At 52.4% G+C, this 25,279-nt stretch carries 20 protein-coding genes; 8 read left to right on the forward strand and 12 right to left on the reverse strand.

Annotated features, from left to right (window positions below; all coding sequences use genetic code 11):
* The first annotated feature begins 33 nt into the window (after positions 1 to 33).
* The 3 genes from R70723_RS19755 (at position 34) to R70723_RS19770 (ending at position 2,724) form a co-directional block, all read left to right on the forward strand.
* Positions 34 to 1,071 carry an asparaginase gene (locus R70723_RS19755; protein WP_047171169.1) on the forward strand — a complete coding sequence of 346 codons (1,038 nt, stop codon included), beginning with the start codon at positions 34 to 36 and terminating at the stop codon, positions 1,069 to 1,071.
* A 400-nt stretch (positions 1,072 to 1,471) separates the two neighbouring features.
* Positions 1,472 to 1,786, forward strand: a complete 315-nt coding sequence (locus R70723_RS19765) for a helix-turn-helix domain-containing protein (protein WP_052421141.1) — start codon at positions 1,472 to 1,474, stop codon at positions 1,784 to 1,786.
* Between the two features lie 5 nt (positions 1,787 to 1,791).
* Positions 1,792 to 2,724, forward strand: a complete 933-nt coding sequence (locus tag R70723_RS19770; protein WP_052421140.1) for an IS3 family transposase — start codon at positions 1,792 to 1,794, stop codon at positions 2,722 to 2,724.
* Positions 2,725 to 3,036: 312 nt separating this feature from the next.
* Here the strand turns inward: R70723_RS19770 and R70723_RS19775 are convergent, their stop codons facing one another.
* The 3 genes from R70723_RS19775 to R70723_RS32205 all read right to left on the reverse strand — a co-directional run bounded on the left by R70723_RS19775 (position 3,037) and on the right by R70723_RS32205 (position 10,196).
* The gene (locus tag R70723_RS19775; RefSeq protein ID WP_039874633.1) at positions 3,037 to 8,460 is read right to left on the reverse strand and encodes a diguanylate cyclase; all 5,424 of its coding nucleotides are present in this window, start codon (positions 8,458 to 8,460) and stop codon (positions 3,037 to 3,039) included.
* Between the two features lie 13 nt (positions 8,461 to 8,473).
* On the reverse strand, positions 8,474 to 9,640 hold the full coding sequence (locus R70723_RS19780; protein WP_052421393.1) for a small-conductance mechanosensitive channel: 1,167 nt from the start codon (positions 9,638 to 9,640) through the stop codon (positions 8,474 to 8,476).
* A gap of 100 nt (positions 9,641 to 9,740) precedes the next feature.
* Positions 9,741 to 10,196: a GNAT family N-acetyltransferase gene (locus R70723_RS32205; protein ID WP_052421394.1), complete on the reverse strand. Its 456-nt coding sequence runs from the start codon at positions 10,194 to 10,196 to the stop codon at positions 9,741 to 9,743.
* Between the two features lie 192 nt (positions 10,197 to 10,388).
* On the opposite strand from R70723_RS32205, the gene R70723_RS19790 reads away from it, so the two are divergent.
* Positions 10,389 to 11,285, forward strand: a complete 897-nt coding sequence (locus R70723_RS19790) for a hypothetical protein (RefSeq protein ID WP_039874636.1) — start codon at positions 10,389 to 10,391, stop codon at positions 11,283 to 11,285.
* Between the two features lie 11 nt (positions 11,286 to 11,296).
* Here the strand turns inward: R70723_RS19790 and R70723_RS19795 are convergent, their stop codons facing one another.
* Positions 11,297 to 12,106 carry a hypothetical protein gene (locus tag R70723_RS19795; protein ID WP_039874639.1) on the reverse strand — a complete coding sequence of 270 codons (810 nt, stop codon included), beginning with the start codon at positions 12,104 to 12,106 and terminating at the stop codon, positions 11,297 to 11,299.
* Positions 12,107 to 12,334: 228 nt separating this feature from the next.
* Here R70723_RS19795 and R70723_RS19800 point away from each other — a divergent pair, with 228 nt between their 5' ends.
* Positions 12,335 to 12,766 carry a VOC family protein gene (locus R70723_RS19800; protein WP_039874642.1) on the forward strand — a complete coding sequence of 144 codons (432 nt, stop codon included), beginning with the start codon at positions 12,335 to 12,337 and terminating at the stop codon, positions 12,764 to 12,766.
* 185 nt (positions 12,767 to 12,951) lie between these two features.
* Entirely contained in the window at positions 12,952 to 13,356 is a 405-nt protein-coding gene (locus R70723_RS19805) for a CBS domain-containing protein (protein ID WP_039874645.1), read from the forward strand.
* Between the two features lie 92 nt (positions 13,357 to 13,448).
* Here the strand turns inward: R70723_RS19805 and R70723_RS19810 are convergent, their stop codons facing one another.
* From R70723_RS19810 to map, 5 genes are all read right to left on the reverse strand, one after another.
* A complete protein-coding gene (locus R70723_RS19810) occupies positions 13,449 to 13,727 on the reverse strand; it encodes an STAS domain-containing protein (protein WP_197071785.1) in 279 nt (92 codons plus the stop codon).
* Between the two features lies 1 nt (position 13,728).
* The gene (locus R70723_RS19815; protein ID WP_039874648.1) at positions 13,729 to 15,738 is read right to left on the reverse strand and encodes a methyl-accepting chemotaxis protein; all 2,010 of its coding nucleotides are present in this window, start codon (positions 15,736 to 15,738) and stop codon (positions 13,729 to 13,731) included.
* A 51-nt stretch (positions 15,739 to 15,789) separates the two neighbouring features.
* The gene (locus R70723_RS19820) at positions 15,790 to 16,182 is read right to left on the reverse strand and encodes an ATP-binding protein (protein WP_039874652.1); all 393 of its coding nucleotides are present in this window, start codon (positions 16,180 to 16,182) and stop codon (positions 15,790 to 15,792) included.
* A gap of 15 nt (positions 16,183 to 16,197) precedes the next feature.
* The gene (locus R70723_RS19825) at positions 16,198 to 17,622 is read right to left on the reverse strand and encodes a PAS domain S-box protein (protein ID WP_039874655.1); all 1,425 of its coding nucleotides are present in this window, start codon (positions 17,620 to 17,622) and stop codon (positions 16,198 to 16,200) included.
* A gap of 174 nt (positions 17,623 to 17,796) precedes the next feature.
* Positions 17,797 to 18,543: a type I methionyl aminopeptidase gene (gene map / locus R70723_RS19830; RefSeq protein ID WP_039874656.1), complete on the reverse strand. Its 747-nt coding sequence runs from the start codon at positions 18,541 to 18,543 to the stop codon at positions 17,797 to 17,799.
* Between the two features lie 188 nt (positions 18,544 to 18,731).
* Here map and R70723_RS19835 point away from each other — a divergent pair, with 188 nt between their 5' ends.
* Both R70723_RS19835 and R70723_RS19840 read left to right on the forward strand, forming a co-directional pair.
* Entirely contained in the window at positions 18,732 to 19,796 is a 1,065-nt protein-coding gene (locus tag R70723_RS19835; protein ID WP_039874657.1) for a glycosyltransferase family protein, read from the forward strand.
* A 71-nt stretch (positions 19,797 to 19,867) separates the two neighbouring features.
* The gene (locus R70723_RS19840) at positions 19,868 to 20,947 is read left to right on the forward strand and encodes a glycosyltransferase WbsX family protein (protein WP_039874659.1); all 1,080 of its coding nucleotides are present in this window, start codon (positions 19,868 to 19,870) and stop codon (positions 20,945 to 20,947) included.
* Here R70723_RS19840 and R70723_RS19845 read toward each other — a convergent pair.
* From R70723_RS19845 to R70723_RS19855, 3 genes are all read right to left on the reverse strand, one after another.
* A complete protein-coding gene (locus R70723_RS19845; protein WP_039874661.1) occupies positions 20,944 to 21,342 on the reverse strand; it encodes a hypothetical protein in 399 nt (132 codons plus the stop codon). The two genes, R70723_RS19840 and R70723_RS19845, sit on opposite strands and share 4 nt — an antisense overlap.
* Positions 21,343 to 21,508: 166 nt before the next feature.
* The gene (gene cysI, locus R70723_RS19850; RefSeq protein WP_047171170.1) at positions 21,509 to 23,233 is read right to left on the reverse strand and encodes an assimilatory sulfite reductase (NADPH) hemoprotein subunit; all 1,725 of its coding nucleotides are present in this window, start codon (positions 23,231 to 23,233) and stop codon (positions 21,509 to 21,511) included.
* A gap of 33 nt (positions 23,234 to 23,266) precedes the next feature.
* Entirely contained in the window at positions 23,267 to 25,120 is a 1,854-nt protein-coding gene (locus tag R70723_RS19855) for an assimilatory sulfite reductase (NADPH) flavoprotein subunit (protein WP_039879035.1), read from the reverse strand.
* Between the last annotated feature and the right edge of the window lie 159 nt (positions 25,121 to 25,279).

A 25,279-nucleotide genomic window follows, 5' to 3' on the forward strand; every position in this document is an offset into this window, starting at 1 on the left:
CACATAATAGTTTAGACCGAAAGGAACGTACTCATGATCATCCCAACTCCGGAAGTCAATTTTACAGCCTCTCCTTTTTATAATCCGAATCTCAAAAATGTGGTCATTCTCGCAACCGGAGGAACCATCGCCGGCAGTGGGGAAGCCCATAAAACCTTAAATTACGAGCCAGGCGCCCTGCCGATCCAGGATCTGCTGGACAGTGTGCCCCACCTGGAGCGTGTAGCTAACTGTATTGGTATTCAGGTGAGCAATCTGGGCAGTGCCGATATTACCAGCCAGCACTGGCTGACGCTAGCCTCCATTATTAACACGTTAGCGCAGCGGGAGGATATTCATGGCTTTGTCATCACCCATGGAACGGACACGCTCGACGAAACCTCCTACTTTCTGAACCTAGTCATCAAAACCGACAAGCCGGTCATTATCACCGGTTCCATGCGCCCTGCTACAGCCATCAGCCCGGACGGTCCGCTGAATCTGTTCCAGTCGGTGGCTCTCGCTGCTAATCCGGAGGCAACCGGTCAGGGGGTAATGGTCGTGTTCGCGGAAGGCATCTATAGCGGCCGGGATGTGCAGAAGGTAAATACCTTTAAAGCCAATGCTTTTGATGAGCGGGATTTCGGCTGCCTGGGGTATATGCGCGACAGTGAGGCTTTTTTCTATACCCGTTCCCTGAAAAAGCATACGACCGCCTCCCAGTTCGACGTCTCTGCGCTCAGCGGGCTGCCTGAGGTGTCTGTCGCCTACTTCCATGTGGATGCCGATCCCGGCATACTTGACTACCTCTCCACGATTTCCAAAGGAATCGTCATTGCCGGAGCAGGCGGGGGCATCTACAGCAAGCCGTGGATCGATAAGGTTGGCGAGCTGAAGGATAACAACATTCCGGTTGTCCGGTGCTCGCGGATTTCCAGCGGTATCACCCTAAAGGACACCTATATCGACCTTTCCGCCAACTCAATTCCCTGCAACAGTCTGGTCCCGCAAAAAGCGCGTATCCTCCTCTCGCTGGCCCTGACCCAGACGACGCAGTATGATGATATTGCCGAAATGTTTAATGTGTATTAAAAAAACAGCCGCCCGCAGAATTTGACGGGCGGCTGTCTTTTTGCGGTGCACGGTCGGTTAAACGCCGGCCACTGGGGATGTGGGGCAGTTTCGCCCTTTATTTTGTCCATTCGGCCGTTTAGGCCGGAAACAAGGGCATTTGTGCCTTTCATTTTGCCCGTTCGGCTGTTTGAGCCGGAATCAAGGGCATTTATGCCCTTCATTTTGCTCGTCCGGCTGTTTGGGCCGGAATCAAGGGCATTTGTGCCCTTTATTTTGCCCATTCGGCTGTTTGGGCCGGAATCAAGGGCATTTATGCCCTTCATTTTGCCCATTCGGCCGTTTGCTCCACAGCCCCCTAAAGAAGTTGGAGTCCTCCCCCACAAAAATGTAGACTAGATACAGGAGGAGGATGAACGGTATGGGACACTTAACAGGAACAAGAGAGAAGGCCGCGCAAGAGGTGTTGTCTGGCATTAAGGCAGCGGTGGTTGCCCGAAAGTATGGAGTGACCCCATCGACGGTGAATCAGTGGGTGAGAGATTACCGGGAAGCCCATGGGGAACAAGATCATCCGTATCCCCAAGATCAGGTGGAGGAACTGAAACGCCTGCTGGATGTCGAGCAGAAATACGAGAAGGCTGTGAAGATCCTCGGTGAAAAGGAGCTAGAGATTGAGATTTTGCGTGAACTGCTAAAAAAGCCAACCCCTGCTTATCCGAAAAAATCGAGGTAGCCGATATGTTCATTAAGCAGGGGAATAAAGCAGCGTTGGTACTACGTCTCGTGGGGCTAGCAGAGTCTACGTATTACGACCGTAAGAAACGCAAGTCACAGGATGCCCAGGCCGTACCTCAGGGGCGCGGAAGACCCGTACCCGGCTATTCCCTGACCGAGTCTGGAGAGAAGATTAGCGACGGGCAGATCCAGGAAATGCTTCTGGAACTGGTCGCTGGAGAAGAGCACGTGTACGGGTACAAGCTCCTGGCCAAGTGCTTATGGAACCAGCACAGCCTTAAGCTCAATCACAAGAAAAGCTACCGGCTGTGTCAGGCGCTGGAGATCCTGCAGCCCCAGCGTCACAAGCGCTTTAAGCATCCCCGGAAGCTGCCGGAGAACCGGGTTATTACCGGAGCGGGTCAGCTCTGGCAGATGGACATTAAGTACGGGTACGTGGCGGGCCGGGACCGGCATTTCTTCGTCCTGAGCATTATCGATGTGTTTACCCGTGTCATCGTCGGCTACCACCGCGGATCGTCGTGTGAGGCCAAGCACGCCTGCCAGACGCTGGGACGCGCCATGGAGCAGCACTGCGCCCAGGACAGTGCACGCCCGGTGATCCGCACCGACAACGGCCCACAGTTCGTCAGCCACCTGTTTGGTGACATGTGTGAAAGCTGGGAAATGACTCATGAACGCATTCCGCCTCGAACACCGGATTTAAATGCTTTTATTGAATCGTTCCACAGTAATATTGATCGGGATTTGTTCCGTAAAGAGGCATTCGAAACGTTCGACGAGGCCTATGAAGCCGTGGACCGGTACATGGATTTCTACAACAACCGGAGAATGCACACCAGCCTTCGCAACATGCCACCGGTTGAATTTTCAGAGTGGGTCATGGGCCTAGAAGACCGGTCCGCCTTCTTCTGGCCGAGGAAAAAAGCGAAATAAAGAGCATAGCTACGACAAGTACCGGTTTTATACTGAGGACTCCGGGATAAGGGGGTCTCACCGTTTGGGCCGGAATCAAGGGCACTTTTGCCTCTCATTTCGCCCACTTGCCCATTTCGAGCGAAATCAAGGGCACTTTTGCCTCTCATTTCGTCCATTTGCTCGTTTCGAGCGAGATCAAGGGCATTTGTGCCCCTCCTTTCGCTCGTCCGGCCAATTGAGCCGGTCCTCCACATTCACTCACCGGCCCCCGGCAGAACCGGAAGCACAGCAGACCCTCCGGTCATCAAAGCACCGGAGGGTCTGCATTCATTATTGGAACAATGTAACCCGGTTCCTCCCTGCGGCCTTGGACTGGTACAGGGCATCATCAGCAAGCTTGTAAACATCCTCTTCCCCGGTATCGCCGACCTGGACACAGGCTACGCCGATCGAAACGGTCAGTATGCCGAACTGCGGGCTCATTGCGTGCGGTATCTTCAGATCGGTAATACTCCGGCGGATGGTCTCGGCATATTCCCTTGACTGTACGGGAGTGAAGCCGGTAACTATAATGCCAAACTCTTCACCGCCAAGCCGGATAGCGAAGCCGTCAGCCCGTTCCGCAAGCTCATGGAGCATAGTGCCTGCTCTGCGGAGCACGTTATCGCCTTCGTAATGGCCGTAGGTATCGTTGTATTTTTTGAAATAATCGATGTCGATCATCAGGTAGGTCAGATATTTTTGCGAAACCGTCGCCTTCTCAACTTCCTCTGCAAACACTTTATTGAAAAATCTGCGGTTATACAGGCCGGTCAGCTCGTCCGTGTTCGAAATCTGCTCAATCATCCCGATGTACCGGTTGAGCTCCTCGTTGTTCAGCTCAAGCTCCTTGGTCCGCTCTGCAACCAGCTCCTCCAGATGCTCCTTGTGCCGCAGCAGCTCTTCCTCTGCCTGCTTACGCTGGGTAATATCCTTTACCGTCCCCTGGATAGCCAGATTGTCCATGTAATTGATCAATGCGACCTTGTGAATAACGATAATCTCATGGGTCTGGTCCTTATGCAGCAGTCTGGTCTCATACTCAAAGGGCGCGGATTTGCCCTCCACCCTCCGGCTGTAATAATGCATGACCTTCTCGCGCTCTTCCGGACTGAGGAAGCTGCCAAACGGCTGTTCCAGCATTTCCTCCACTTCATAGCCAAGCATTCCGGCCAGTGCTTCATTAACATATTTGCATATGAAGTTCTGCGTAATAAAAATGCCGTCCTGCATGTTGTTAACGAGCTCGCGGTATTTTTCCTCCGAACGCTCCAGCTCCGAGTACAGGCTGGCGTTCTCCAGGGAGAACACCATTTCCCGCGACAGCAGATTAATGATCTTCATCCGTTCCTTCGTAAACACGCCGGTCACCAGATTATTCTCCAGGTAGATGACAGCAACTGTCTTGTTCTGGTTGATAAGCGGCATACAAACCATTGACTTTGGCCGGTGCTCCACGATATAAGGATCGTTCACGAACTGGGTCTCCGAAAAAGCGTCATTATAGATCAGCGTCTCTCCGCTCTCTTCAACCTGCCGCAGGATGGAGTCAGGCAGCCTGCTGAAGCTGCTGCGGCTCTGTACCCTGACAGAAATGTTATCCTCATCTGCCAGATATTCGCCTTCTACCAGCAGCCCTGAGCTGCCGGTCATCCGGATGCAGCCGCGCTGTGCCCCGGCATTTTTGATGACGATCTGCATCAGCGCCTCAAGCAGGTTGTCCAGCTCAATCTCCTTGGAAATGGCCTGGGAGGCCAGAATCATGGAATCGAGGTCAATGCTTTCTGTATAATCCGATACAGTCCGCCCATGCAAAAATTCCTTGGTATTGATTTTACGGACAATGTCCGGGTACTGCCCCTTCAGGAACTGGATCTTGGCCTTGGCGCCCCATATAGAATAGTAGTACACGGACTGTCTGAGCAGATAGGCGGCAAACTCATTAAACTGCTTGGCATAATAAAATTTGGCAGCTAGCTCATTGGCCAGAGCCTTATACCTGACGAAGGTGCCTTGCTCACTGGCCTCAATTGCCAGGTCATAATACTTCCCGGCTTCATCATCCTGTCCTGAGATCCGCGCCCATTCCGCCTTCATCAGCATTTCATGCTGCCTGAAGGTGCCCGGAGCATGCCCCGCCCATTTGCGGACTCTGCCGAGCTCCTTCTTCATCCTCCGTCTTGCCTTGCTCCGGGCCGCACCGCGCAGGCCGGGATAGCTGTAGGCCAGATTCAAGAAGGTGTAGAGCGAAAATTCCTCCATAAAAGCAGAGCCGGACAGCGCACCGATAATATCATAGGCCTTGTCGATATAGACTAATGCTTCCCCGTAGCTTTCATAGGTGAACAATAGCTTCATTTTGTAGATATAATAAATCGCAATACCGGAGTTGTATTTAGCCTGCTCCAAATCCTGCAGCATGCTTTCCTCGTCAAAGGAATCATCGCTGAACGAGCGGCTGTCACCCATTTCCCCGAGCAAATTGCGGTAGTATTGCCGGACCAGCTGCGCGGTTGCCAGCGATTCCTTATATTTGGTGCTCTCGATCATGGCAATCATCCGGTTGCTTTCCTGGAGGTTAGCTGCCAGATCCATCTCCGGATTCCACAGGTTAACGTAGAAGCAGGAATGAGCCAGGTAGAGCAGGTCCCCAGTCCGCAGGCTGGCTTCTATCGAGGTTGTGAACCAGTCCTGCAGAGTGTCCCACGGCTCTGTCCAGGCATGGCTGAACAGGGTGTACAATACATGAGCGGCTCCCCGCCACTGAAGGTCATTGAACTTGTCATTAATCCGGATGCCCAGCCGGCCGAATTCAAACGCGCCCTTCACATCGCCGAATCCGGACAGCAGCATGGAATAGCCGATAAAAGCAATAGCAGATTCAGGTGAATTGCCGTGCTTCAGCGTTAAACCAACCTTTTTAAGCACTGCCAGGCCAAACAGTGAAGTCTCACCTGAGATAAAAGCCGGCGGGATGAAATTAATCAGCAGCCTCATGATCAGCAGCATTTCCGGGTCCTTCATCTCACGGGAGGCGAAGATATCATCGGCTGTCCTGCCCCGGAGCGCAGCCTTGATCTTCACCAGCTCCTTCAGTACGGAGGCCATTCCGACACGCTGCGGGATCTGTATGCCCATCTCCTGCAGCCCCTGTCTTCCGGAGGTGATTGCCTCCTTCATCATGCCCAGGTACATATAATGGTCAGCCTGCAGCTCATAAATCCCGGCACGGTCCATTTTTCCGGAGGTGTGCTGCAGCAGTACAGCGCAGGCAGCATCCGCTTCAGCAATATGATGTGTAAGATAACCGCACTGGGCCAGCAGCCTGTAAATCCCGGCAGCAGGAAGCTCCGCATCCTCCCAGGCATTATCAGGCAGCTGCGGCAGCACCGCTTCGAGCAGTGCATAGGCGGAATCATAACCGAAGGCCGCCTTGGCTTTACGGGCAGCCCGCAGGTTAAGCCTGATTACCTCAGTGATTTCAGCCCGGGTCCGGATAAATTCCAGCCCCTTGTTCATATGGGCGGCAATATCCACAATCCGTTCTTCCGCCTTATCCTGAGGCAGATGATCAAGCAGTGCTTTACCGATTTTAAGATGAAGCTGCCGGCGTTCACTTTCCTCAATCATCTGATAAAAGGCCTGTTGAATACGGTCGTGGGCAAAACGGAATGAAATAGCCAGCTCCGGCTCCGGCTCTGAAGAATTCTCGTCCAGATAACCCGAGAATATCGCATAGCTGGCATCTGACGGTATAATCAGCTCCTCATCAACCGCAGAGGCAATAGCCCGGGCGATGCTGCCCCGCGGCTCTCCGCTGATCAGCTTCAGCAGGCTGAAATCGAACATGCTGCCCGAAGCCGCACCCAGCATCAGCATATTACGGACCTCCTGAGGCAGATTAATCAACTTCCTCATCAGAAACTCAACAATATTCTCATTTACCGGCAAGCTTAGAATCTGCTCCAGCTGCCAGCTCCAGCTCCCCTGCAGCTCATCAAAGTACAGATATCCGCTGCGGTATAGTTCCTTCAGCAGTTCACTGACAAAAAACGAATTGCCCTTCGTCCGCTTGTAAATCACTTCCGCCAGCATATCCACACGCTCACGCGGACTGAATAGTGTATCTGATATAAGCTGATTCACGTCAAGTACAGTCAGGGGCTGAAGGGTAATCACCCCTACCTCCCGGCTTTTTTCGATCTTTGCAACAGAGGTTAACAGCGGATGCCCTTCATGGATTTCGTTCCCCCTGTACGAGCAGACTATGAACAGCCTGCGCAGCTGGTGATCCAGCAGCAGACGCTCCACAAGCTGCAGGCTGGAATAATCTGCCCACTGTACATCGTCCAGGAACAATACCAGCGGACGTTCATTTAAGGTGATGCCTTCAATAAATTTGGCAAAGGTAAGAAAGAACCGGTTCGTCTCCTCGGCTGGATTAAGCGGCTCCATCTCAGGCTGTATGCCAATCCAGTCAGCCAGCTCCGGGATCAGGCCTGCAATCAGGCTGCCGTTCCCGTCCAATCCTGAGGCCAGGGAGTGTGCAATCCGCTGCTTAAATTCACTGTCCGGATTATCAAGCAGCTGGCTGATCAGCCGGCGGAAGGCTTCAGTGATAGCGCTGAAAGGAATGTTGCGGTTATACTGGTCAAACTTCCCTTCGGCGAACCAGCCCTTTTCCTCGCTGATGGACTTGTGCAGCTCATGCACCAGTGCTGTTTTGCCGACACCGGCCTCACCGGTAACCAGCATCAGCTGCGGCTGGCCGCTGACACTTTGCCGGAAGGCTTCTGTTAGCCTGGCCAGCTCCGCTTCCCGGCCGTATATTTTTTGCGGAATCCGGAACACATTATACCGGTCTTCCGCACCAACCACAAAGCCCGCTTCTCCGGCAAGCACCTTTTTCAGATCGGCTTTGATCCCGTAGGTGCTGCGGTATCTCTCTTCGGAGGACTTCTCCATCAGCTTCATTATGATGCCTGAAAGCTCGGATGACACTCTGCCGCCGGTCAGCTGATGCGGAGGGACTGCTTCCTTGGCAATAATGGAGTAGATCTGCTCCAGCATCTCCTGCGTACTGTAAGGCCTGCTTCCGGTCATTAGCTCATAGAGCACCACACCCAGCGAGTAAAAATCACTCCGGTAATCGATATTGCGGTTCATACGGCCGGTCTGCTCAGGCGATATATACTGGATGCTGCCCTCAAGCACCCCGCTGTTCTGAAATTCCTGCTTCTCCTTCGGGAGCTTCACAGCCAGATCAAAATCGATCAGCTGCACCACGTCCTGCTCCCGGTTCCAGATAATATTGGAGGGCTTAATATCCTTGTGAATGACATTCTGCTCATGCACCGCACCGAGAATATCTACTATTTTAATGGCAAGCCTCAGAAGTGTTGCGGTATCCGGAATCTCCGTCTCCATAATCTCCTTGAGCGAGCGCCCGTGGATATCCTCCAGCACCATTACATAAAAACCGTTCTTTTCCTCGAGCTTAAGGGGTTTGATTACGCCATCGAGCCGTGCGCTAAGCTCCTTCAGCAGCCTGTACTCCTGCTTGAATCTCATCACTGCCTCGGGACTGGTGAATTCCGCTTTTAATACTTTTAAAATAACCGTATCACCGGATAAAGGATCTCCGCACCTGTAAACCGATTTCGCATACTGATCTGAAATGGTCTCCAGGACCTGATAGTTGTCCAACGCAATCATGCCCACTCCACCTTTAGCGATTCTTCCCGTTCAATTCTAAATCAGCATCAAATTTAAATACGTAAGCAGCAATAAGCCACACAATCCAGCAGTTCACACCAAAGAAAAGATAGCCGTAATAGCCAAGAATCGGCATCTCGGAGAAAATATGAAGCTTGTCCAGGTAAGGGACGGAATATTTCCAGTAATTCGGATTGGTAGGAATGGAATCATGGAACCATTCACTGCCGAAGTTCCAGAACTCCCAGAAGAACCCGTTGCACAAGGTGGCAAGTGCAATGAGGATAATCCGCGACCAGTCACCATTCTTGACCGGAGTGAACGGAGTCCAGTAGCCGCAGAGGGCCATCGCAGCTGACAGCATCGGCACAAGAGCAACCCACAGCACCCAGAACAGCAGATAAGGATAATAACCCATACCGAACGCCAGGAATAACCCGATTACAAAATAAAGAATTAACAGTGTTCTTGATACGTTAAATTTAGGGCCGTTGCTGTATCGCTCCTTAAATCCCTTAAAGGTACCCAGCAGGTGATACCATTCGACTATTGCCGGGAGCACCGTTGTATAGGAAAGCGAAAACCAGAAGACGTTCCCGAAGTTGGAGAAGACATCCTTATTGGGGTAATACCAGTTCTCTACTACAAAAAAATTCAGATATTCAAAGGCGAACCAGCTAAAGCAGGACACAACCGCCAGCAGCTGCATTAAATGAGGCTTGCGGGATATGATCGAATTGCCGCCCGTCCGTTTATAGACCAGCCCGTCCAGAATCAGGATAAAGGACCACCACAGCGGGACAAAGGTATAATTCTCGGCCGGCTCAAACAGATCCAGCCGCGCCCACATTAATATCCAGCTGACCGCAAGCACCGGAAGGCTCCACCAGAACCACACCGGAAAACCGGTTCTGTCTCCCTTCGGCCGCGCAATCTGCGGAGAGGGTTTGAAGCCGAACCAACGCGGAAATACAAGCACCAGTGTAATCAGCAGTGCAACGATGCAGGCAAGCGAGAAATACAGCAGGCTGAATCCGGGATCCGCCTCCACCTTCTGCGCAGGAAAATCACCATAACCGGGAGGCAGGCCCTTCCACTTGGCCAGACTGCCAAGCAGCGGCAGCAAAAAAATCAAAATAAATGTTGCAATCAAAAAAAATGTTTTCTGCCCTTTTTTCACGACAATACCCCTCTGATTATGTAGTATAAAAGTCGAATTTTGTTGACCCGCTATTTATTCGCTGCCACCCCAGATTATTCCTTCTTATTTCCCCCGGGACCTAGAACAAAAGTTGCATTTTTACAAACCTGATTCCGTGCACTTCTTCTTCACCGGCAAGCGGAAGGAAGCCCTGGGACTTATAGAAGCCGACTGAGTTGGGTGATGAATTCACAGTAAGCCGCCGCACTCCTTCCCGTCCCAGCTTATCTGTTACATAATACAGCAGGCTTTTGCCGACTCCGGTGCCCTTGGCTTCACTACTTACGAACAGCAGGACAATGTGATTGTTATTCCTGACTTCTACTATGCCTGCGCGCTTACCGCCGTTGCTGGCTGAATAAATAATATGGCCGCTGTTCAAGCGTTCCCGGATTGCCTCAGGTGTCGTAATTCTATAAAACTCGTTAATACCCTCAGATGAATAGTATGGTGAGATGTAGGTATCAAAAGATTCCCGGATCAGACTATGAACTCCGTGCTCTTCACCGGAAGCAAGCTGAGCAATGTCCAGCATCCATGCAACTCCTTTATGATTAGTGCAGGCGGAGAAGAGCTCTGCCTTACACTGGGTATGTTGTTCCAGAGTTAATTTTACCCAATACAAATCGAAAAGACACTAGTTATTTCTAGTGTCTTTTACGGGCAGGAACACGGGGCCGTTTTGCCGAATTCCTTCCATACTATTTCTTTCGCAGGAGGCTTTTTCTTGAGACAATTCATGATCGGACAGTATGGCGGATTTGATAAAGAGAAATACAGGAAGGATTTCCGCAGCGGGTTCTACGGCATTGAGGCTTGTATGTTTGCCTCCGAAGAGGATAGAGCAATCCTTGCAGATGCGGCCAAAAGCAGGGGCTTTGCAATTGGTGTGCATTTTCCGTTCCGGAAAGACAGCACGAAGCTGCGGGACCCGCTTGTCCTGTCCGCTGACGATGAGGTGCGTGCTGACGCTTTCGCGCATATCACCGGGGAGCTGGACTATCTTGCGGCAATCAAGCCTGAATATGTACTGTTCCATTATCCCAAGCCGGTAATTCTCGATGAACGGGTTGACTGGACCGGCTGGCGGTTCGGGGACCGCCGTGAATACATCTATGAGCATGATATTACACCCGATGAATTGATTATCCGCACTGAGCAGCTGTTTCAATGGCTTGATGTACAGGGCCGTAAATATCAGTTCATACCGGTGCTGGAGTTCGATGCGATCAGCCGGCTTACTTATGAGCATGATTTCCTTGAGCAGCTACTGCTCAAATACCCGGGCATCAGGCTGTGCCAGGACACGGCGAGGCTGTTTCTGCAGGACAAGCTGGACCGCCGCTTTGACGCCCGGACAGTCCTTCAGACCTATACTAAGTATGCCTATCTTATTCACCTGTCAAATGTACAGATACTGGACAGTGTTCAGAACAGCCACTACCCGGTGCTTCCCGAGTTAGATGAGGCCGGGGGCTGGGCACCAATTGAAGCTTATCTGCGGATCATCCGGACAGAGAATCCTGAGGTCAGAATCATGTTCGAGCACCGCTCTGACCTTATTTCGGAGGAACAGCTGGAGCGCTGCTATGCCTGGGTGAATGCAATCATCAATGGTGCTTAATTCCATGCTTGTCACGGGAGCATCCGTACAACCAGACCTTCAAGCATGCGCTTCTTCCATTCTTCTTCTGAGGCGAATCCGGGCTTGTGCTGTTCGCTGCTCTCCAGCCTATATGTACGGAGACAGTACGCCATCTGGATACAGGCCATTACTGCATCTCTGGCATGAAGGCTGGCTTGTCCGCGCACATCCACTGCTGCTGCCTCCGCTTCCGGGCTGATCGTGATCTCAAACTCGCTGTCCACCTGCGTTTTGAAGCTGAACGTGATGCCCTGGAGAGCACCAGGGGCGCTGCTTTTGAGCTTCAATGCTTTCCAGCCGTGGCCGGGATAGATCTCGTATAACCGGGATACGCCTTCCCGGTAAGGCTGAAACGGATAAACCGCCGCATCCCCTTGCAGATTATGCAGCAGCCGGCGTGCCCCGTAGACCATGGCGTGCATTGCAATCGGTGTCGAGGATACCGGACTTTTGCCGTCCACGGCAATGTCTGTCACGCGGAGATCCCGGCTGCTTTTGCCGCTATGAAGCTGGCCAAACCGCTGCTTGAACTGGTCCCTGGTGTCGCTGTAAGCCCCATCTATGAATGTGTCCCAGGATGAAGCATACTGCTGCTCCAGATAATACTCAGGTATCGAAAAAGGAAAATCCATCCCCCACGGTGCTCTGCTTGTCCTGATATAATAGTACAGATCAAGTCTGTCCTCACAGCTGAAAACCTGTTCAACCGTAAAACGGTTACCGGTCAGCCGGCCGGAGGCAATGAAGATTTTGCCTTCCGGGTTTTTGGCACCGCTGAAATCGCAGCCGTAAATGTTCATGCTCTCACTCTCCTCTTTTGCCGGCCGGAACATGGTCGTTTACTAATCGTTGATATTAAGTGTCTGCAGTACGGATTGCTCCTGTTCATTCACTGACAGCTCCCCCTTTATGTTCATGTTACACCTCTGGTAAGGCAAGCTGCAAAAGTATATTTTTCTTTGGACGAGGCCATGCTACAATGTGGAAAAAATAGCGCCTGCCTAATGAACTTACAAGGAGTGAAGCCAATGTCAGTTGATGTGTATTTGAATTTCAATGGAAACTGCCGTGAAGCTGTAGAATTCTATGCCAAGGTGTTCGGAAACAGTAATCCGCAGATTATGACCTTTGGTGAAGCGCCGCCGAATCCGGACTATCCGCTCCCGGAAGCAGCCAAAGCACTCGTTATGCATGCCCGCCTGGATGTTGACGGCAGCAATGTGATGTTCTCTGATGTATTTCCCGGCATGCCGTTTACTGCAGGCAATAATATCAGCCTGGCGCTGGTGACACGCAACGAGGAGGATGTGAAATCCTGGTTCCATCAGCTGAAGGAGGGCGGAAGCGTAACTATGGAATTGCAGGAGACCTTCTGGAGTAAATGTTACGGGAGCCTGAAGGATAAATTCGGTATTGAATGGCAGGTTAGCCTAGAAGGCACTGAAACCGCAGGCAAATAAGCCTGCTTAATTAAATCCGAATATCAGGATATGCCATGTATGGCAGGGGGAGACCGCTGTCCGGAGTGACATATCCTTTTTTTGATACATCGAGCGGCTGCAGATTTAGTAATGCGCTTACAATGGGATCTGTGGTTTAATAAAAATACAGCTCTGCACTCATTCCACTGTAAAGGAGACTAGCCATGGAAATCTCTGCTTTTCTGCTGCCCAAGGATCAGGTCGCTTATATCACTTCATCTCTTTCAATGCTCGAAGCTATGGAGCAACTGGAGCAGCATTATTATTCGGCGATTCCGATTATAGACCATGAGGGGAAATATGTTGGAACGCTGGCTGAAGGGGATCTGCTGTGGAAGCTCAAGAATACAGCAGGACTCAGCTTCGCTAGCATGCATGAGGTTAAGGTCAGCGACATTCAACGGCATGTGCATAATGAGAGTGTCTACATCAAGGCCCAGATGGAGGATATGCTGACGCTTGCTGCAGACCAGAACTTCGTTCCGGTTGTTGATGGCACCGGCGTTTTTCTCGGTATTATCCGCCGCAAGGATATTATTGAATATTACACCCGGAATATAACGGACTAATTCTAAAAATGAAACAGGGGCAGCCCTGCAGGCCGGCTTAACGGCGCTCTGCAGGGCTGCCCCTCTTTTTTTGCACACTTATGAGCCTGCTGTTACACTATTTCAAACACATTCGTCAGCCGGGTCAGCTCAAAAATCTTCAGCACATTCGGATGAAGGGAACGCAAGCGGATCGTGCCCCCGTTCTCTACGCATTTCTTGTACAAGCTGACAATTACGCCCAGACCGGTGCTGTCAATGAAGGTACAGGTGCTGAAATCCAGCAGAAAGCTATTCTCGCCGCTGTTAATGTAGTCCCTGAGCATTTCACGGAAAGCCCCTGCTTCATCCACAGAGAAAATCACCGGCATTTCAATTATAATTTCCTTCAAGCTACTCACCCCTTATAATGAATTTTTCTACCAGGAACTCCAGCTCATTGGCCATCGCACTAATCTCTTCGGCTGTGGATACAAAATTATTAACCGTAGCTGCCTGCTCCTCTGTTGCGCTGGACACGCTCTCCGTGCTCTGGACCGACATTTCGGATATCGTCCCCATGGAATCAATCAGCCTGATAATCTGGTCTGAGGTGGCTACCTCATCTCTCGTAATCTCGAGAATCTCCTGCACGCTTTCTGTTATCTGTTCAACGGATTCAATAATGTGAATAAAGGCATGGTCGGTCTCCTTGACGATCTGCACACCGCTGTCCACTGCTTCGGAAGCCCCGCTCATCGCCTCCACAGCCTGGCTGATTCTGCCTAGCATATCGGAGACCAGTCCGCTGATCTCTTCCGCCTGACGATGTGTTTCATCTGACAGCTTTCTGACTTCACCTGCCACCACATTGAAGCCGCGCCCGTGCTCTCCCGCTCTTGCAGCCTCAATCGCCGCATTCAGCGCAAGCAGGTTCGTCTGTCCGGCAATGGCATTAATGGTACCAATAATTGTAGACACCTTATCCGACAGTTCGCTTACGGCAAGCAGCTGCTCTCCGGTCTCCCGGGTACTGCTGCTGATCGTATCCATAGCCTCAACCGTATTGTTGACACGCGTTCTCCCGGCCTGGGCTGCCTCGTTCGTATCACCCGCATTCCGGGCTGTTGCCGAGGCCTTGCTCTGGGCAAGCTGCACCAGACTGGACAGCTGGACAAGCACCTGCGAGGCATTCACAACAGAATGGTTATTGTTCTCCGCCCCTGCAGCAATTTCCTGGGTGCTGGAGCTGATCTCTTCAATTGAGGCACTGATCTCCTCCGAGGATGCCGCCATTTCCTCAGACATTGAGGTCAGCGTCTCTGAGCCGTGCCTTACCTTCCTGATAATGGCCTCCTGCTTGTCGATCATGACATTAAACGATTCGCTGAGTGCCTGCAGCTCATCTCTTGTATGTATAGCGGTATGTACGGTCAAATCACCGTTCCCTGCCAGCGACATTGCTGCCTGCAGCTTCTTGACCGGGGTTATGATATTACGGGTGGTGAAGGCGTACCCCAGCAGCAGTGCGATCACGATAAAGGATACTACTACCAGCAGTGTTGTTGTACGGATTTCGGACGCCGGCTTCATATACTCATCGTAATTTGCCGTCGTAGCCACCACCCAGCTGCCCGCCGGCTCAAAGGAGACAAATTTATAGACGCCTTCATATGTATAAAAGCCGTGCGAGGTCTCCCCTTCCTTCATCTGCTGCACAAGCACATTCAGTTCCTTATTACCGTTGTCCCCCAGATTCTCCTTAAGCACCTTGTCCGTGTCAGGATGATAGACAATCAGGCCGGTCCGGTCAATCATATAGCCGTACCCGCTCTCCCCGATACGCGTCTCAGCGACCGGTGCGGCTATTTTGTCAAACAGCACGGTCCCGATCAGAACACCGGTAATATTGCCGTTCTGGCGCAGCGGCCGGGCTACAGCCACAATGTTCTGGTTGCTGTCCTTGGATACGATTACTCCGCTGGCTGCCTTTTCGCCTGCCAGTGCCTGCTTAAAATATTCCCGGTCCTGCACACTCAGCTCCGGTGTCTGTGAGCTGCTCGTTAGCAGAACCTTGCCGTTCACATCTGCAATGACCAGCGATTCCATCAGTACAGCATTATCCTGCTGAATGCCTGACAGATAGGAGAAAGCTGCCTGTTTTGCATTCTGGCCTGACGGATTACCGGCAAAGGCAGCCAGTGAATCATTACGGCTGGCAACATCCAGGAAATTCCCTGCAGCTGTAAGCTCAGTTCCAACCGCCTTGGCGGCTGAGCTTGTCGTCCCTTTAAGCTCCTCTTCAATCGTTGTCTGCAGGGCAGTTGAAGCCAGATTATAGGAAACAACCCCGGAAATAATCAGCGGGATACTGATGATCAGGAACAACAGGATGCTCATTTTTACTTTGATACTTAACTTCACTACATTCTCCCCTTTTCAGTCACAACAGACACTCTTCACACAGCGGCCGTTTCAATGCGTGCACACGCTTTTGTTAATAAACATTGTGTTATGGATCAGCTCGGCGCTGTCCGAGAAGCAGCGGATCAGATACAGGCCTCTTCCGCCATCCTCCAGGAGCTCATCATCACCGATTCTATCCGGGATGACCAGCTCATGCCCGCCGTTCCCGGCATCCTGAATTTGCAGGTTAAGCAGGTCTCCATCCAGCATATAGCGGATAGTGATCGGCTTGGTACAGTCACTCAGATTACCGTGATAATAGGCATTCGTGACTGCCTCCATCAGAATTAGCCGGATATCAAACGCGTACTGCTCCAGAGCAAGCTCCTCAATGATGCCTTCAATAATATTCAGGTGGTGTCCAAGACCCCAGAACCTCACTTCTTTATGTACAGTATCCATAATTCACTTCCTTGCTCAAGTAATAAGCAGATTCAGCCAGGTACAGTCATCCTGCAGCACTGAGCCTGTCAGCCTGCCGTGCAAGTACCCATATTCCCGGCAGAGCTCGCTTCCGTCAAACAGCAGCTCCATACCGTCACTATAAAAGCAGAAGCGGTCTCCGGTCTGAAAGCACAGCGATTTCTGTTCGAATTCACTGCTGCTGAACATCCCCAGCGGAGTGCCCTTAACAGTGATCTTCATCCCGTCTCCCCCGGAAGGCACGTACATGAACTCGTTGATCCCTGCCCCGGCCGCTTTCAATACACCTTTGCCAAAATCAAGATGAAAGCAGCAGCCGGCGATATAATCCTCACCCATGTGCTCTATAGCCTTGCGGTTCAGATCCTGCAGAATACGTTCCGGCTCCCGGCCGCTGTGCAGACTGTCCATAAACATAACTCGCAGGGCGGAAATGCTCAGTGCCGCAGAAATGCCTTTGCCCGCCACATCCCCGATAATACCGAGCACTTCAGCTTCATTGATCCGGTGAAAAATAAAAAAGTCGCCGCTGAGCGTATTCGCCGGTATATACAGCTTATCCAGAACCGCCTTGTCTTCCAGGGGAAACCCGACGGCGTGACGCTGCTCCTGAAGCCGGATCGCACGTTCCAGCTCCTTTTTCTTCTGCGTAATATCGCGGCACACCAGCTGCAGCGCCGAGGTATCATTGTAGCTGATCGGCACGCCGGAAATATCCAGATCATAGATCCGCCGGTCGCTGCGCCGGATATAGCGCTGTTCAATCCGGAAGCTGTCCTTTATACCCGTCATTGCCTTTAGCTTGTTGTATTCCGAGCTGCTGAGCGGCTCTTCGATGAAGAAATCATCAATGCCTTTGCCGAGCAGCTCGGCCTTCGGCAGGCCGAACAGCTTCTCAGTCCGCTGGTTGGCGAACAGAATAGTCCCGCCGCTGTATACCAGAATCGCCTCGGGACACAGCTCAACCAAATCCCTGTATCGCTCCTCACTCTCCCGCAGCCGCTTCTCTGAGATCATCCGTTCACTGATATCATGGATGACTGTATACACACAGCTGCGGCCAAGAATATTCATAGCTCCGGTATGAATCTCTACATCGGTCAGCCTTCCGGAGGCCAGGCGGTGTCTGGCCAGGAATACCTGATTTCCCCGGTATACCCCTCCGGGCAGGGCACTGCCTAGAAAGGTTCCGGCATCCGGCTCCGCACTCAAATCTGAAATCAGGAGCTTGCGGAAATCACGCAGCCGGTAGCCGTAAAATTGGCAGGCAGCACGGTTCGCATCCACGATACTGCCGTCAGCGGGGTCAATCATCAGGGTAATCAGATGGTTGTTTTCGTAAATACAGCCGTAATGATCCATACACTGGGCTGCGCTGGGCGCTTCCAGCTGATTCTTGCAATTCTTGTCTGTTGCCATGAAGTGATCCTCTATTCCATTCGGCATTAAATTCATATCATTATATACATTCCCGCGTCAGGTTTACCGTGAATTTCGACACATTTAGCCAAATAAGGAGAAATGGCATGAAACAGAATAAACCCGGCCGGTATCATGCAAGCATGATACCGGCCGGGTTTATAGAGGTTTATTTTACAGCTGAGTAAGGAGGATTGTTCCTTCCGGCGTAATCGCCAGCGTATGCTCATACTGAGCGGACAGCCCGCCGTCTATGGTCCGGGCAGTCCAACCGTCTGCGTCAGTCTTTGTCCGGTAGCTTCCTGTATTCAGCATGGGCTCGATCGTGAACACCATGCCCTCCTTCAGGCGCGGGCCTTTACCTGCAGGACCGTAGGAAGGGACATCCGGCTTTTCATGCATCTCCGAGCCGATGCCATGGCCGATGAAATCACGCACCACCGAGAAGCCGTTCGACTCCGCGTAGGTCTGGATCGCATGGGCAACATCCCCGACGCGGTTGCCGGCAACGGCCTGCTCGATGCCTTTGAACATGGACTCTTTGGTTATATCGAGCAGCTTCTGCGCCTGCTCGCTGATATTGCCTACTCCGTAGGACCAGGCAGAGTCTGCGAGCCAGCCGTTCAGGTTAACCACCATATCAATGGTTACAATATCTCCCTCTTTGAGCGGCTCCTTCTTAGGGAAGCCGTGGCAGATGACATCATTTACCGAGGCGCAGGTTGCGTATGGATATCCGTGGTAGCCCTTTTGCTCCGGAGTGGCCCCCTGGGACAGAATAAATTTCTCGGCAAATTCGTCAATCTCCCAGGTTGTGATACCCGGCTGTATAATTCCGGCAATCTGCCGGTGGCATTCGGCCAATATTTTGCCGGCTGCCCGCATTTTTCCGATTTCTTCCATCGATTTCATTATAATCATCTGATTCGCCTCTTCTGTACAGAACACATTACTCACTATAATGGCTCTTATAAATATTTTTGTTGCTTCTATATATTATGTAAGAAAACCGCCGAAAATCCAAATTCATTTTGCGCTTAGTAGCAATCTTGCCTTTTTTTCATAAAATAAGTCTGTGTAGGGAGGTAAGGAGGGATTGTTAGAATTGCATGATTAAGAAGAACAGGCACCGGCTTAAAAACTCCAGTAAAACCGTTCGGCTGCATCCCAAAACCAGAATGCTCATCGCCAAAACGGTAGTCCGCGCGCTCAAAGATATGAACAACCAGCAACCTGAAGTCCCTGGCAGTCTTCCGCAGATATCAGGCATCATGGAACATAAGCAAATCCGGATACTCATGGTATCCTCTATGACTGGGGAGTCCTTGTGGCAGGCAGAACAAATGATTGCCGAGCAGTTCAGGCTGCTGGTGAAGGAATTGGTCGCCATCAAGGCTTTTCAGAGCTTTTCGTCCGCGCTTAACCAGCTTAATCCTGATCTGCTGCTGGTCGTAGGGAATGCGGAGCCTTTTTCTGATAGCGATCTCGAGGTCATCCGCAAGGCGGCTTCGAAAAAAGCGATCTGGCTGGCCGACGGCCCGTTTACAAGTGAATCCACAGCACGAATGGCAGCATTGTTCGATTATGTATTTACGCAAAATACCCTACACATTCCCTTTTACCAGCATTCCGGCTGCAAACAAGTGTATTATCTTCCCTTTGCCGCCGACCGCAGTCTCTACTCTCCGGGACCGGTAAAGGAAGAATACAGATCAGACCTGTTGCTGCTTGGCGATGCCAGGGCTGCCGGCAAAGAATATGCGGAGAAAATCAAGCATGTGTTCAATATAAAAAAAACAGCGGCTGCCGGCACAGGCTGGGAGGAATACCCCGGACTTCAGGTGCTGCCGGAGGGTGCTGAGCTTCAGGATTATTATAATGGCGCCGAGCTGATTATCCATTGGGGCGGTCCGCCTGGCAGGGCACTCGACATTGCCGCCTGCGGGGCGTTCCAGTTGGCCGAGGCACATCCTAATATTTATCAGCACATGAATCCGGGTGAAGACATCATCACCTTTCATACGGCCGACGAGCTGCTGGAGAAGCTGCACCATTACACCAGTCATGTAGATGCCAAAAGAGCGGTGGCAAGCCGCGCATTATGGAAAAGCACTTATGATTACTCTTTTCTGCAGATGGCCGACAAGCTGATTTATACCGTTTTCCACCGCTGAATCAGCCCCCTTCCCGCAGCTTGAACGTCAGCCGGGAACTTTCGCCGCAGAAGAAGCAGGAGGTATATCTGTTGAAGCTGATCGCTTTTTTATTGCCGCAATTTCACCGTATCCCCGAGAATGACCAGTGGTGGGGTGAAGGATTTACGGAATGGACCAACACCCGGAAGGCGGTTCCGCTGTATTCTGGCCACCAGCAGCCCAAAGAGCCTTTTGAGCAGTACTATTATGATCTGACCGATGCTGCTGCCCGAAACTGGCAGGCAGAGGTTGCACGTGCCTACGGAATATACGGGTTCTGCTATTATCATTACTGGTTCAAGGGCAAGCCGCTGCTTGAGCGTCCCTTCAGACAGGTCCTGACCTCCGGCGAGCCGCAGTTTCCGTTCTGCCTGTCCTGGGCCAATGAATCCTGGACACGCAAATGGGACGGCGGCGATCAGGAGCTGCTGATCCGGCAGGATTATGGTGATGAAGAGGACTGGGAAATTCACTTTTATGAGCTGCTGAACGCTTTCCGGGATGAACGCTATATCCGGATCGGCAATAAGCCGGTGTTCATCCTTTACAGACCGGGGATCATCCCCCGGTGTGAAGAGATGCTGAAGCTGTGGAACAAGCTGGCGCTTCAGAACGGGCTGGACGGCATCTACTTTGTAAGAACACTCGGCGGCTTCGAGATCCCCGGCCAGAACGGGTTCGATGCGAGTGTGGAGTTCGAACCCCATTACACCTTTGCCCATGGTGACACACAGCGTCTCTGGCACTACATGAATATCGATGGTCGTGAGCATCTGGTATTTGATTATGATCAGGCGTGGCTGTCGATCCTGAACCGCTCCCATCACAGAAACGGTGAACAAATCTTTCCCGGAGCTTACGTCAACTGGGATAATACACCGCGTCTGGGTGAACGGGGCCAGAGCGCCATCGGTGCCTCCCCGCGTAAGTTCGGCTGGTATCTTGCCAAGCAGATCGAGCGGGCCAAACATCTGTATCAGAGCGAATTCCTGTTTATCAACGCCTGGAACGAATGGGGCGAGGGGGCTTTTCTTGAGCCTGACCAGAAGCATCAGTTCCGTTATCTGGAGGAGGTCAGGAAGGCGCTGGAGCAGGCAGGAGCTTTTCCTGCCGGGAATATCAAGACTTAGGCCAGCTGGATGGCAAGGCTGGGCGTACCGCTGCTGACATCAATGAACAGCACATAATCAAGGCCATCCGTGCCCTTTAACATTAGTCCGGGCTGGGAAACTGCCCCTGTTGCATAGAATCTGATCTGCTGCAGGCTTGCGCCTCCGGCGGGCAGCACCGGCTGGTTGCTTGCCCCTACGCGGTAGTTTGCCCAGAGGCTGCCCCCGGCATCTACATCTGTGCCTGTTACAAGGCTATTAACGATAGACTGGTTGCCGTTAACCTGCAGATCTCCCGTAATTGTCTGGCTGCCATTTACATTCAGATGCTGGGCTATCGTCTCATTTCCGTTCACCTGAAGGTCCTGCTGTATGGTCTGGCTACCGGTAACCAAGACGTTGTCAAAGGTTGGCATAGCTATCATCCCTTTCAATTGTGTTGCTATATTATATGTGACTTTTGGAAGATGGCTATAGTACAACCATACAGATTTGCTGGCTTTCCGTTCCGGGCAGGGTTAAAGGACACAAAAAGAACCTGATTCTCCTGATGAGGAGAACAGGTTCCTGTTCTTTATAAGGTTAAGCGTGGAAGTTAAGGCCCGAGGTTACAGCAGAGACATATCCGCTGCGGATGACAAAATCCCCGAAATGCTCACCGCTGACCCGTTCGCTGGCATAGCGGTACAGCATTGGCTCCAGTGTCTCCACAATTTCCTGCTCACCGATGTTTTCTTTATACAGCTTGTTCAGCCGGTCACCGCTAAACCCGGCGCCCAGATACATGTTGTATTTACCGGGAGATTTGCCGATGAAGGAAATCTCGCCGAGCGCCGGGCGGGCGCACCCGTTCGGGCAGCCGGTCATCCGGATGACGATCTCCTCGTCCCTGAGGCCGGCCTTATCAATAATCGGCTCCAGCTTATCAAGCAGCTGTGGAAGATAGCGCTCAGCCTCCGCCATCGCCAGACCGCAGGTCGGCAGGGCCACACAGGACATGGCGCTGCGCCGCAGAGCAGAATGATGCGCACCGTCAGTCAGGCCGTACTGCTTGGCAAGCTCAGTGATTTTGCGCTTCTTTGCGCTGCTCACACCGCCGATAATCAGATTCTGGTTCGGGGTAAGCCGGAAATCACCGGTGTGGATTTTGGCAATCTCACGCAGTCCGGTCATCAGCTGATACCCTTCCTCGTCCTGAATGCGTCCGCTCTGGATGTAGAGAGTCAGGTTCCATTTACCGTCATAGCCTTTAACCCAGCCGTACCGGTCACCGTTGTGGTCAAAATGGTATTCCCGTGCTGCTTCAAGCTCCCAGCCCAGCCGCTTCTGCAGCTCGCCTTTGAACCATTCCAGCCCGTGGCGGTCGATCGTATATTTGAACCGGGCGTTCTTGCGGACCGAACGGTTGCCGTAGTCCCGCTGGATGGTCACCGTCTTCTCAGCGAGATCAATCATCTGATCCGGCCGGACGAAGCCGATTACCCGTCCGAGCTGCGGATACGTGCTGGTATCGCCGTGAGTCATCCCCATTCCGCCGCCAACCGATACATTAAAGCCGGCGAGCCTGCCGTCTTCAAGGATAGCGATGAAGCCCAGATCCTGGGAGAATACATCAACGTCATTGGATGGCGGTACCGCTAGACCGATCTTGAATTTGCGGGGCAGATATACCGGACCGTAGATCGGTTCGACCTCTACATCCGCTTTGCTGTCGACAACCTTCTCGCCGTCCAGCCAGATTTCGTGGTAGGCCGGAGTGCGCGGAGCAAGATGATCGCTGATTTTGCGGGCCCAGTCATAGACCTCGGAATGAACCTCAGACTGGTAAGGGTTCGGGCTGCTCATGACGTTGCGGTTGACGTCACCGCAGGCCGCCAATGTGGTCATTAGGGTATCGTTAATGGTCCTGATCGTTTTTTTGAGATTCCATTTAAGCACGCCGTGCATTTGAAAAGCCTGTCTGGTCGTCAAACGCAGAGTACCGTTTCCGTATTTGTGGGCCAGCTCATCCATTACAAGCCATTGCGCCGCCGAGGCTACGCCCCCCGGAGCAACTACGCGCAGCATGAACTGAAAGGCAGGCTCCAGCTTGGAGCGTTCACGCTCATTGCGCAAATCGCGGTCATCCTGCATGTAGCTGCCGTGGAATTTGAGCAGCCGGTTGTCGTCCTCAGGCAGACCGCCTGTTACCGGATTGCGCAGCGTCGCTTCGAGGGCGCCGCGCAGATAATTGCTTTCCAGCTTAATATGTTCAACATCACTTGGCGGTCCGCCGATCGGCTTCACCGCTGATTCATTATTTGACACTATAATCTTCTCCTTCCGGGCCATCCGCTGTCCTTAATATACATCGCGCTGATAACGCTGTTCCTGCTGCAGATTCTCCAGATAAGCCGCTGCAGCCTCAGGGCTGAGGCCGGCCTCCTCTTGAATAACGGTTACGAGTGCTGTATGAACATCATGCGCCATATGCTTCTCGTCGCCGCATACATAGACGTGGGCACCTTCCTGCAGCCAGGCGTACAGCTCCTTGCTGTGCTCAAGAATGCGGTGCTGCACATACACCTTCTCCTCCGTATCCCGGGAGAAGGCTACGTCCAGCTTGTTCAGCACGCCTTCCTTAAGCATCCGCTGCCAGTCTGTCTGGTAGAGGAAGTCGGTTACGAAATGACGGTCCCCGTAGAACAGCCATGTCTTTCCGCCTGCACCCTGCTCACCGCGTTCCTCAAGGAAGGAGCGGAACGGGGCAACACCCGTACCCGGACCGATCATAATGACCGGTACATCCGGGTTAACCGGAAGCTTAAAGTTCGGATTACTCTGGATATAGACCGGCAAGGTGTCGCCCGGCTGCACACGTTCGGCACAATGCACCGAGCATACGCCGTAGCGCTCACGCCCGTGCGTTTCATAGCGCACAGCCCGGACTGTAAAGTGAACCTCTTCCGGATTGGCGTTGTAGCTGCTGGAGATGGAATAGAGTCTGGCCGGCAGCTTGCGAAGAATCGTTACAAAGCTGCTGGCCGCTGCATTCCAAGGCCCGAAATCATTAATCAGATCCAGCAGATCGCGGCCCTGAATATAGGATTTCAGCTCCTGCTGTGCCTCCGGAGCAAGCAGCGCCTGCAGGCCGGGTGCTGCAGACAGCTTCGCCGCCTGTTCAAGCAGCGGTTTGGTCAGGACAGTAATCTCATAATGGCGCAGCAGCGCTTCGCGCAATGTGCCTTCATCGCCCTTCTTATTCAAGGGCACCGTTTCATCGGCATTCCAGCCCGCTGCAGCGATAATATCCGCTACCAGCTGCGGGTGGTTCTCCGGATAGACCCCCAGAGAATCCCCCGGCTCAAAGGTCAGGCCGGAGCCGGCAAGCGACAGCTCCAGGTGGCGGGTCTCCCGGTCTGAGCCGCGGCCGTTCAGGTTCAGATTCTCCAGTACTTCAGCCTGGAAGGGAAGATTACGTGAATATGGAGACTGCGGCTCATCTGCCTTCTCTGCAGCCTGAACTGCCGCGTCAGCAAGCTGCGGCGCATTCTGCGGTCCGTTCAGCGCTTCTAGCACCTTAGCGAACCAGTCTGCTACAGGCTCGTCGTAATCAAGATCACAATCAATGCGCGGACTCAGGCGGGTGCCGCCCAGCTCTTCAAGGCGCTGGTCAAAATCTTTACCGGTCTGGCAGAAGAATTCATAGGAGGTATCCCCCAGCCCGAGCACTGAATAACGAAGCGCTTCAAGCTGCGGAGCTCTTTTGCTGTAGAGAAATTCATGGAAGGCCCGGGCATTGTCCGGCGGTTCCCCTTCCCCATGGGTACTGACCAGAATCAGCAGGTTCTCGACCTTCTTAAGCGTATTCGGCTTAAAGGCATTCATTGCCGACACGCTTACCTGAAAGCCCTGCTCTTCAAGCTTGCGGGACAGGCTGGTTGCCAGCCGCTGGCAGTTGCCGGTCTGCGAGCCGAACAGTACGGTCACCTCACGGGATACGGGAGGAGCGGCAGCCGGTACTGCGCTTGGGGCTGCCTGCACCAATGCCGGCTGTTCACCGGCTGCCGCTGCGGCCCCGGCTCCCCGCAGGGACATAGCGGATAAATATCCGCCCAGCCAGATTTGCTGTGACTCCGTCAATGTCGGCAGCAGCTGGTTCAGCAGCTGGACCTGGCTTTCGTTAAACGGGCTGTTCGTAACTTGTAGTTGCACCAATATGGACCTCTCCTTAGCAAACAATCTTCTACTCTTCTAACATCTTGAACTCAGGCTATCATAATTATCTGAAACGATCAACGAGTCTGATCATGCCTCATTTTTGTCATTTATGTCATTTTATCCAATAAAATAGCGAAAAGCGGCTTAAATCAG

It is taken from the genome of Paenibacillus sp. FSL R7-0273 (assembly GCF_000758625.1).
GTDB lineage: Bacteria > Bacillota > Bacilli > Paenibacillales > Paenibacillaceae > Paenibacillus_AQ.

Coding starts and splice junctions, on each gene's coding strand:
- R70723_RS19755 (WP_047171169.1), top strand. CDS start 34: ATGATCATCCCAACTCCGGAAGTCAATTTTACAGCCTCTCCTTTTTAT.
- R70723_RS19800 (WP_039874642.1), top strand. CDS start 12,335: ATGTCAGTTGATGTGTATTTGAATTTCAATGGAAACTGCCGTGAAGCT.
- R70723_RS19795 (WP_039874639.1), bottom strand. CDS start 12,106: ATGAACATTTACGGCTGCGATTTCAGCGGTGCCAAAAACCCGGAAGGC.
- R70723_RS32205 (WP_052421394.1), bottom strand. CDS start 10,196: ATGCTGGACATTGCTCAGCTTGCTTCCGGTGAAGAGCACGGAGTTCAT.
- R70723_RS19825 (WP_039874655.1), bottom strand. CDS start 17,622: ATGGCAACAGACAAGAATTGCAAGAATCAGCTGGAAGCGCCCAGCGCA.
- R70723_RS19835 (WP_039874657.1), top strand. CDS start 18,732: ATGATTAAGAAGAACAGGCACCGGCTTAAAAACTCCAGTAAAACCGTT.
- R70723_RS19765 (WP_052421141.1), top strand. CDS start 1,472: ATGGGACACTTAACAGGAACAAGAGAGAAGGCCGCGCAAGAGGTGTTG.
- R70723_RS19775 (WP_039874633.1), bottom strand. CDS start 8,460: ATGATTGCGTTGGACAACTATCAGGTCCTGGAGACCATTTCAGATCAG.
- R70723_RS19820 (WP_039874652.1), bottom strand. CDS start 16,182: ATGGATACTGTACATAAAGAAGTGAGGTTCTGGGGTCTTGGACACCAC.
- R70723_RS19845 (WP_039874661.1), bottom strand. CDS start 21,342: ATGCCAACCTTTGACAACGTCTTGGTTACCGGTAGCCAGACCATACAG.
- R70723_RS19770 (WP_052421140.1), top strand. CDS start 1,792: ATGTTCATTAAGCAGGGGAATAAAGCAGCGTTGGTACTACGTCTCGTG.
- R70723_RS19805 (WP_039874645.1), top strand. CDS start 12,952: ATGGAAATCTCTGCTTTTCTGCTGCCCAAGGATCAGGTCGCTTATATC.
- map (WP_039874656.1), bottom strand. CDS start 18,543: ATGATTATAATGAAATCGATGGAAGAAATCGGAAAAATGCGGGCAGCC.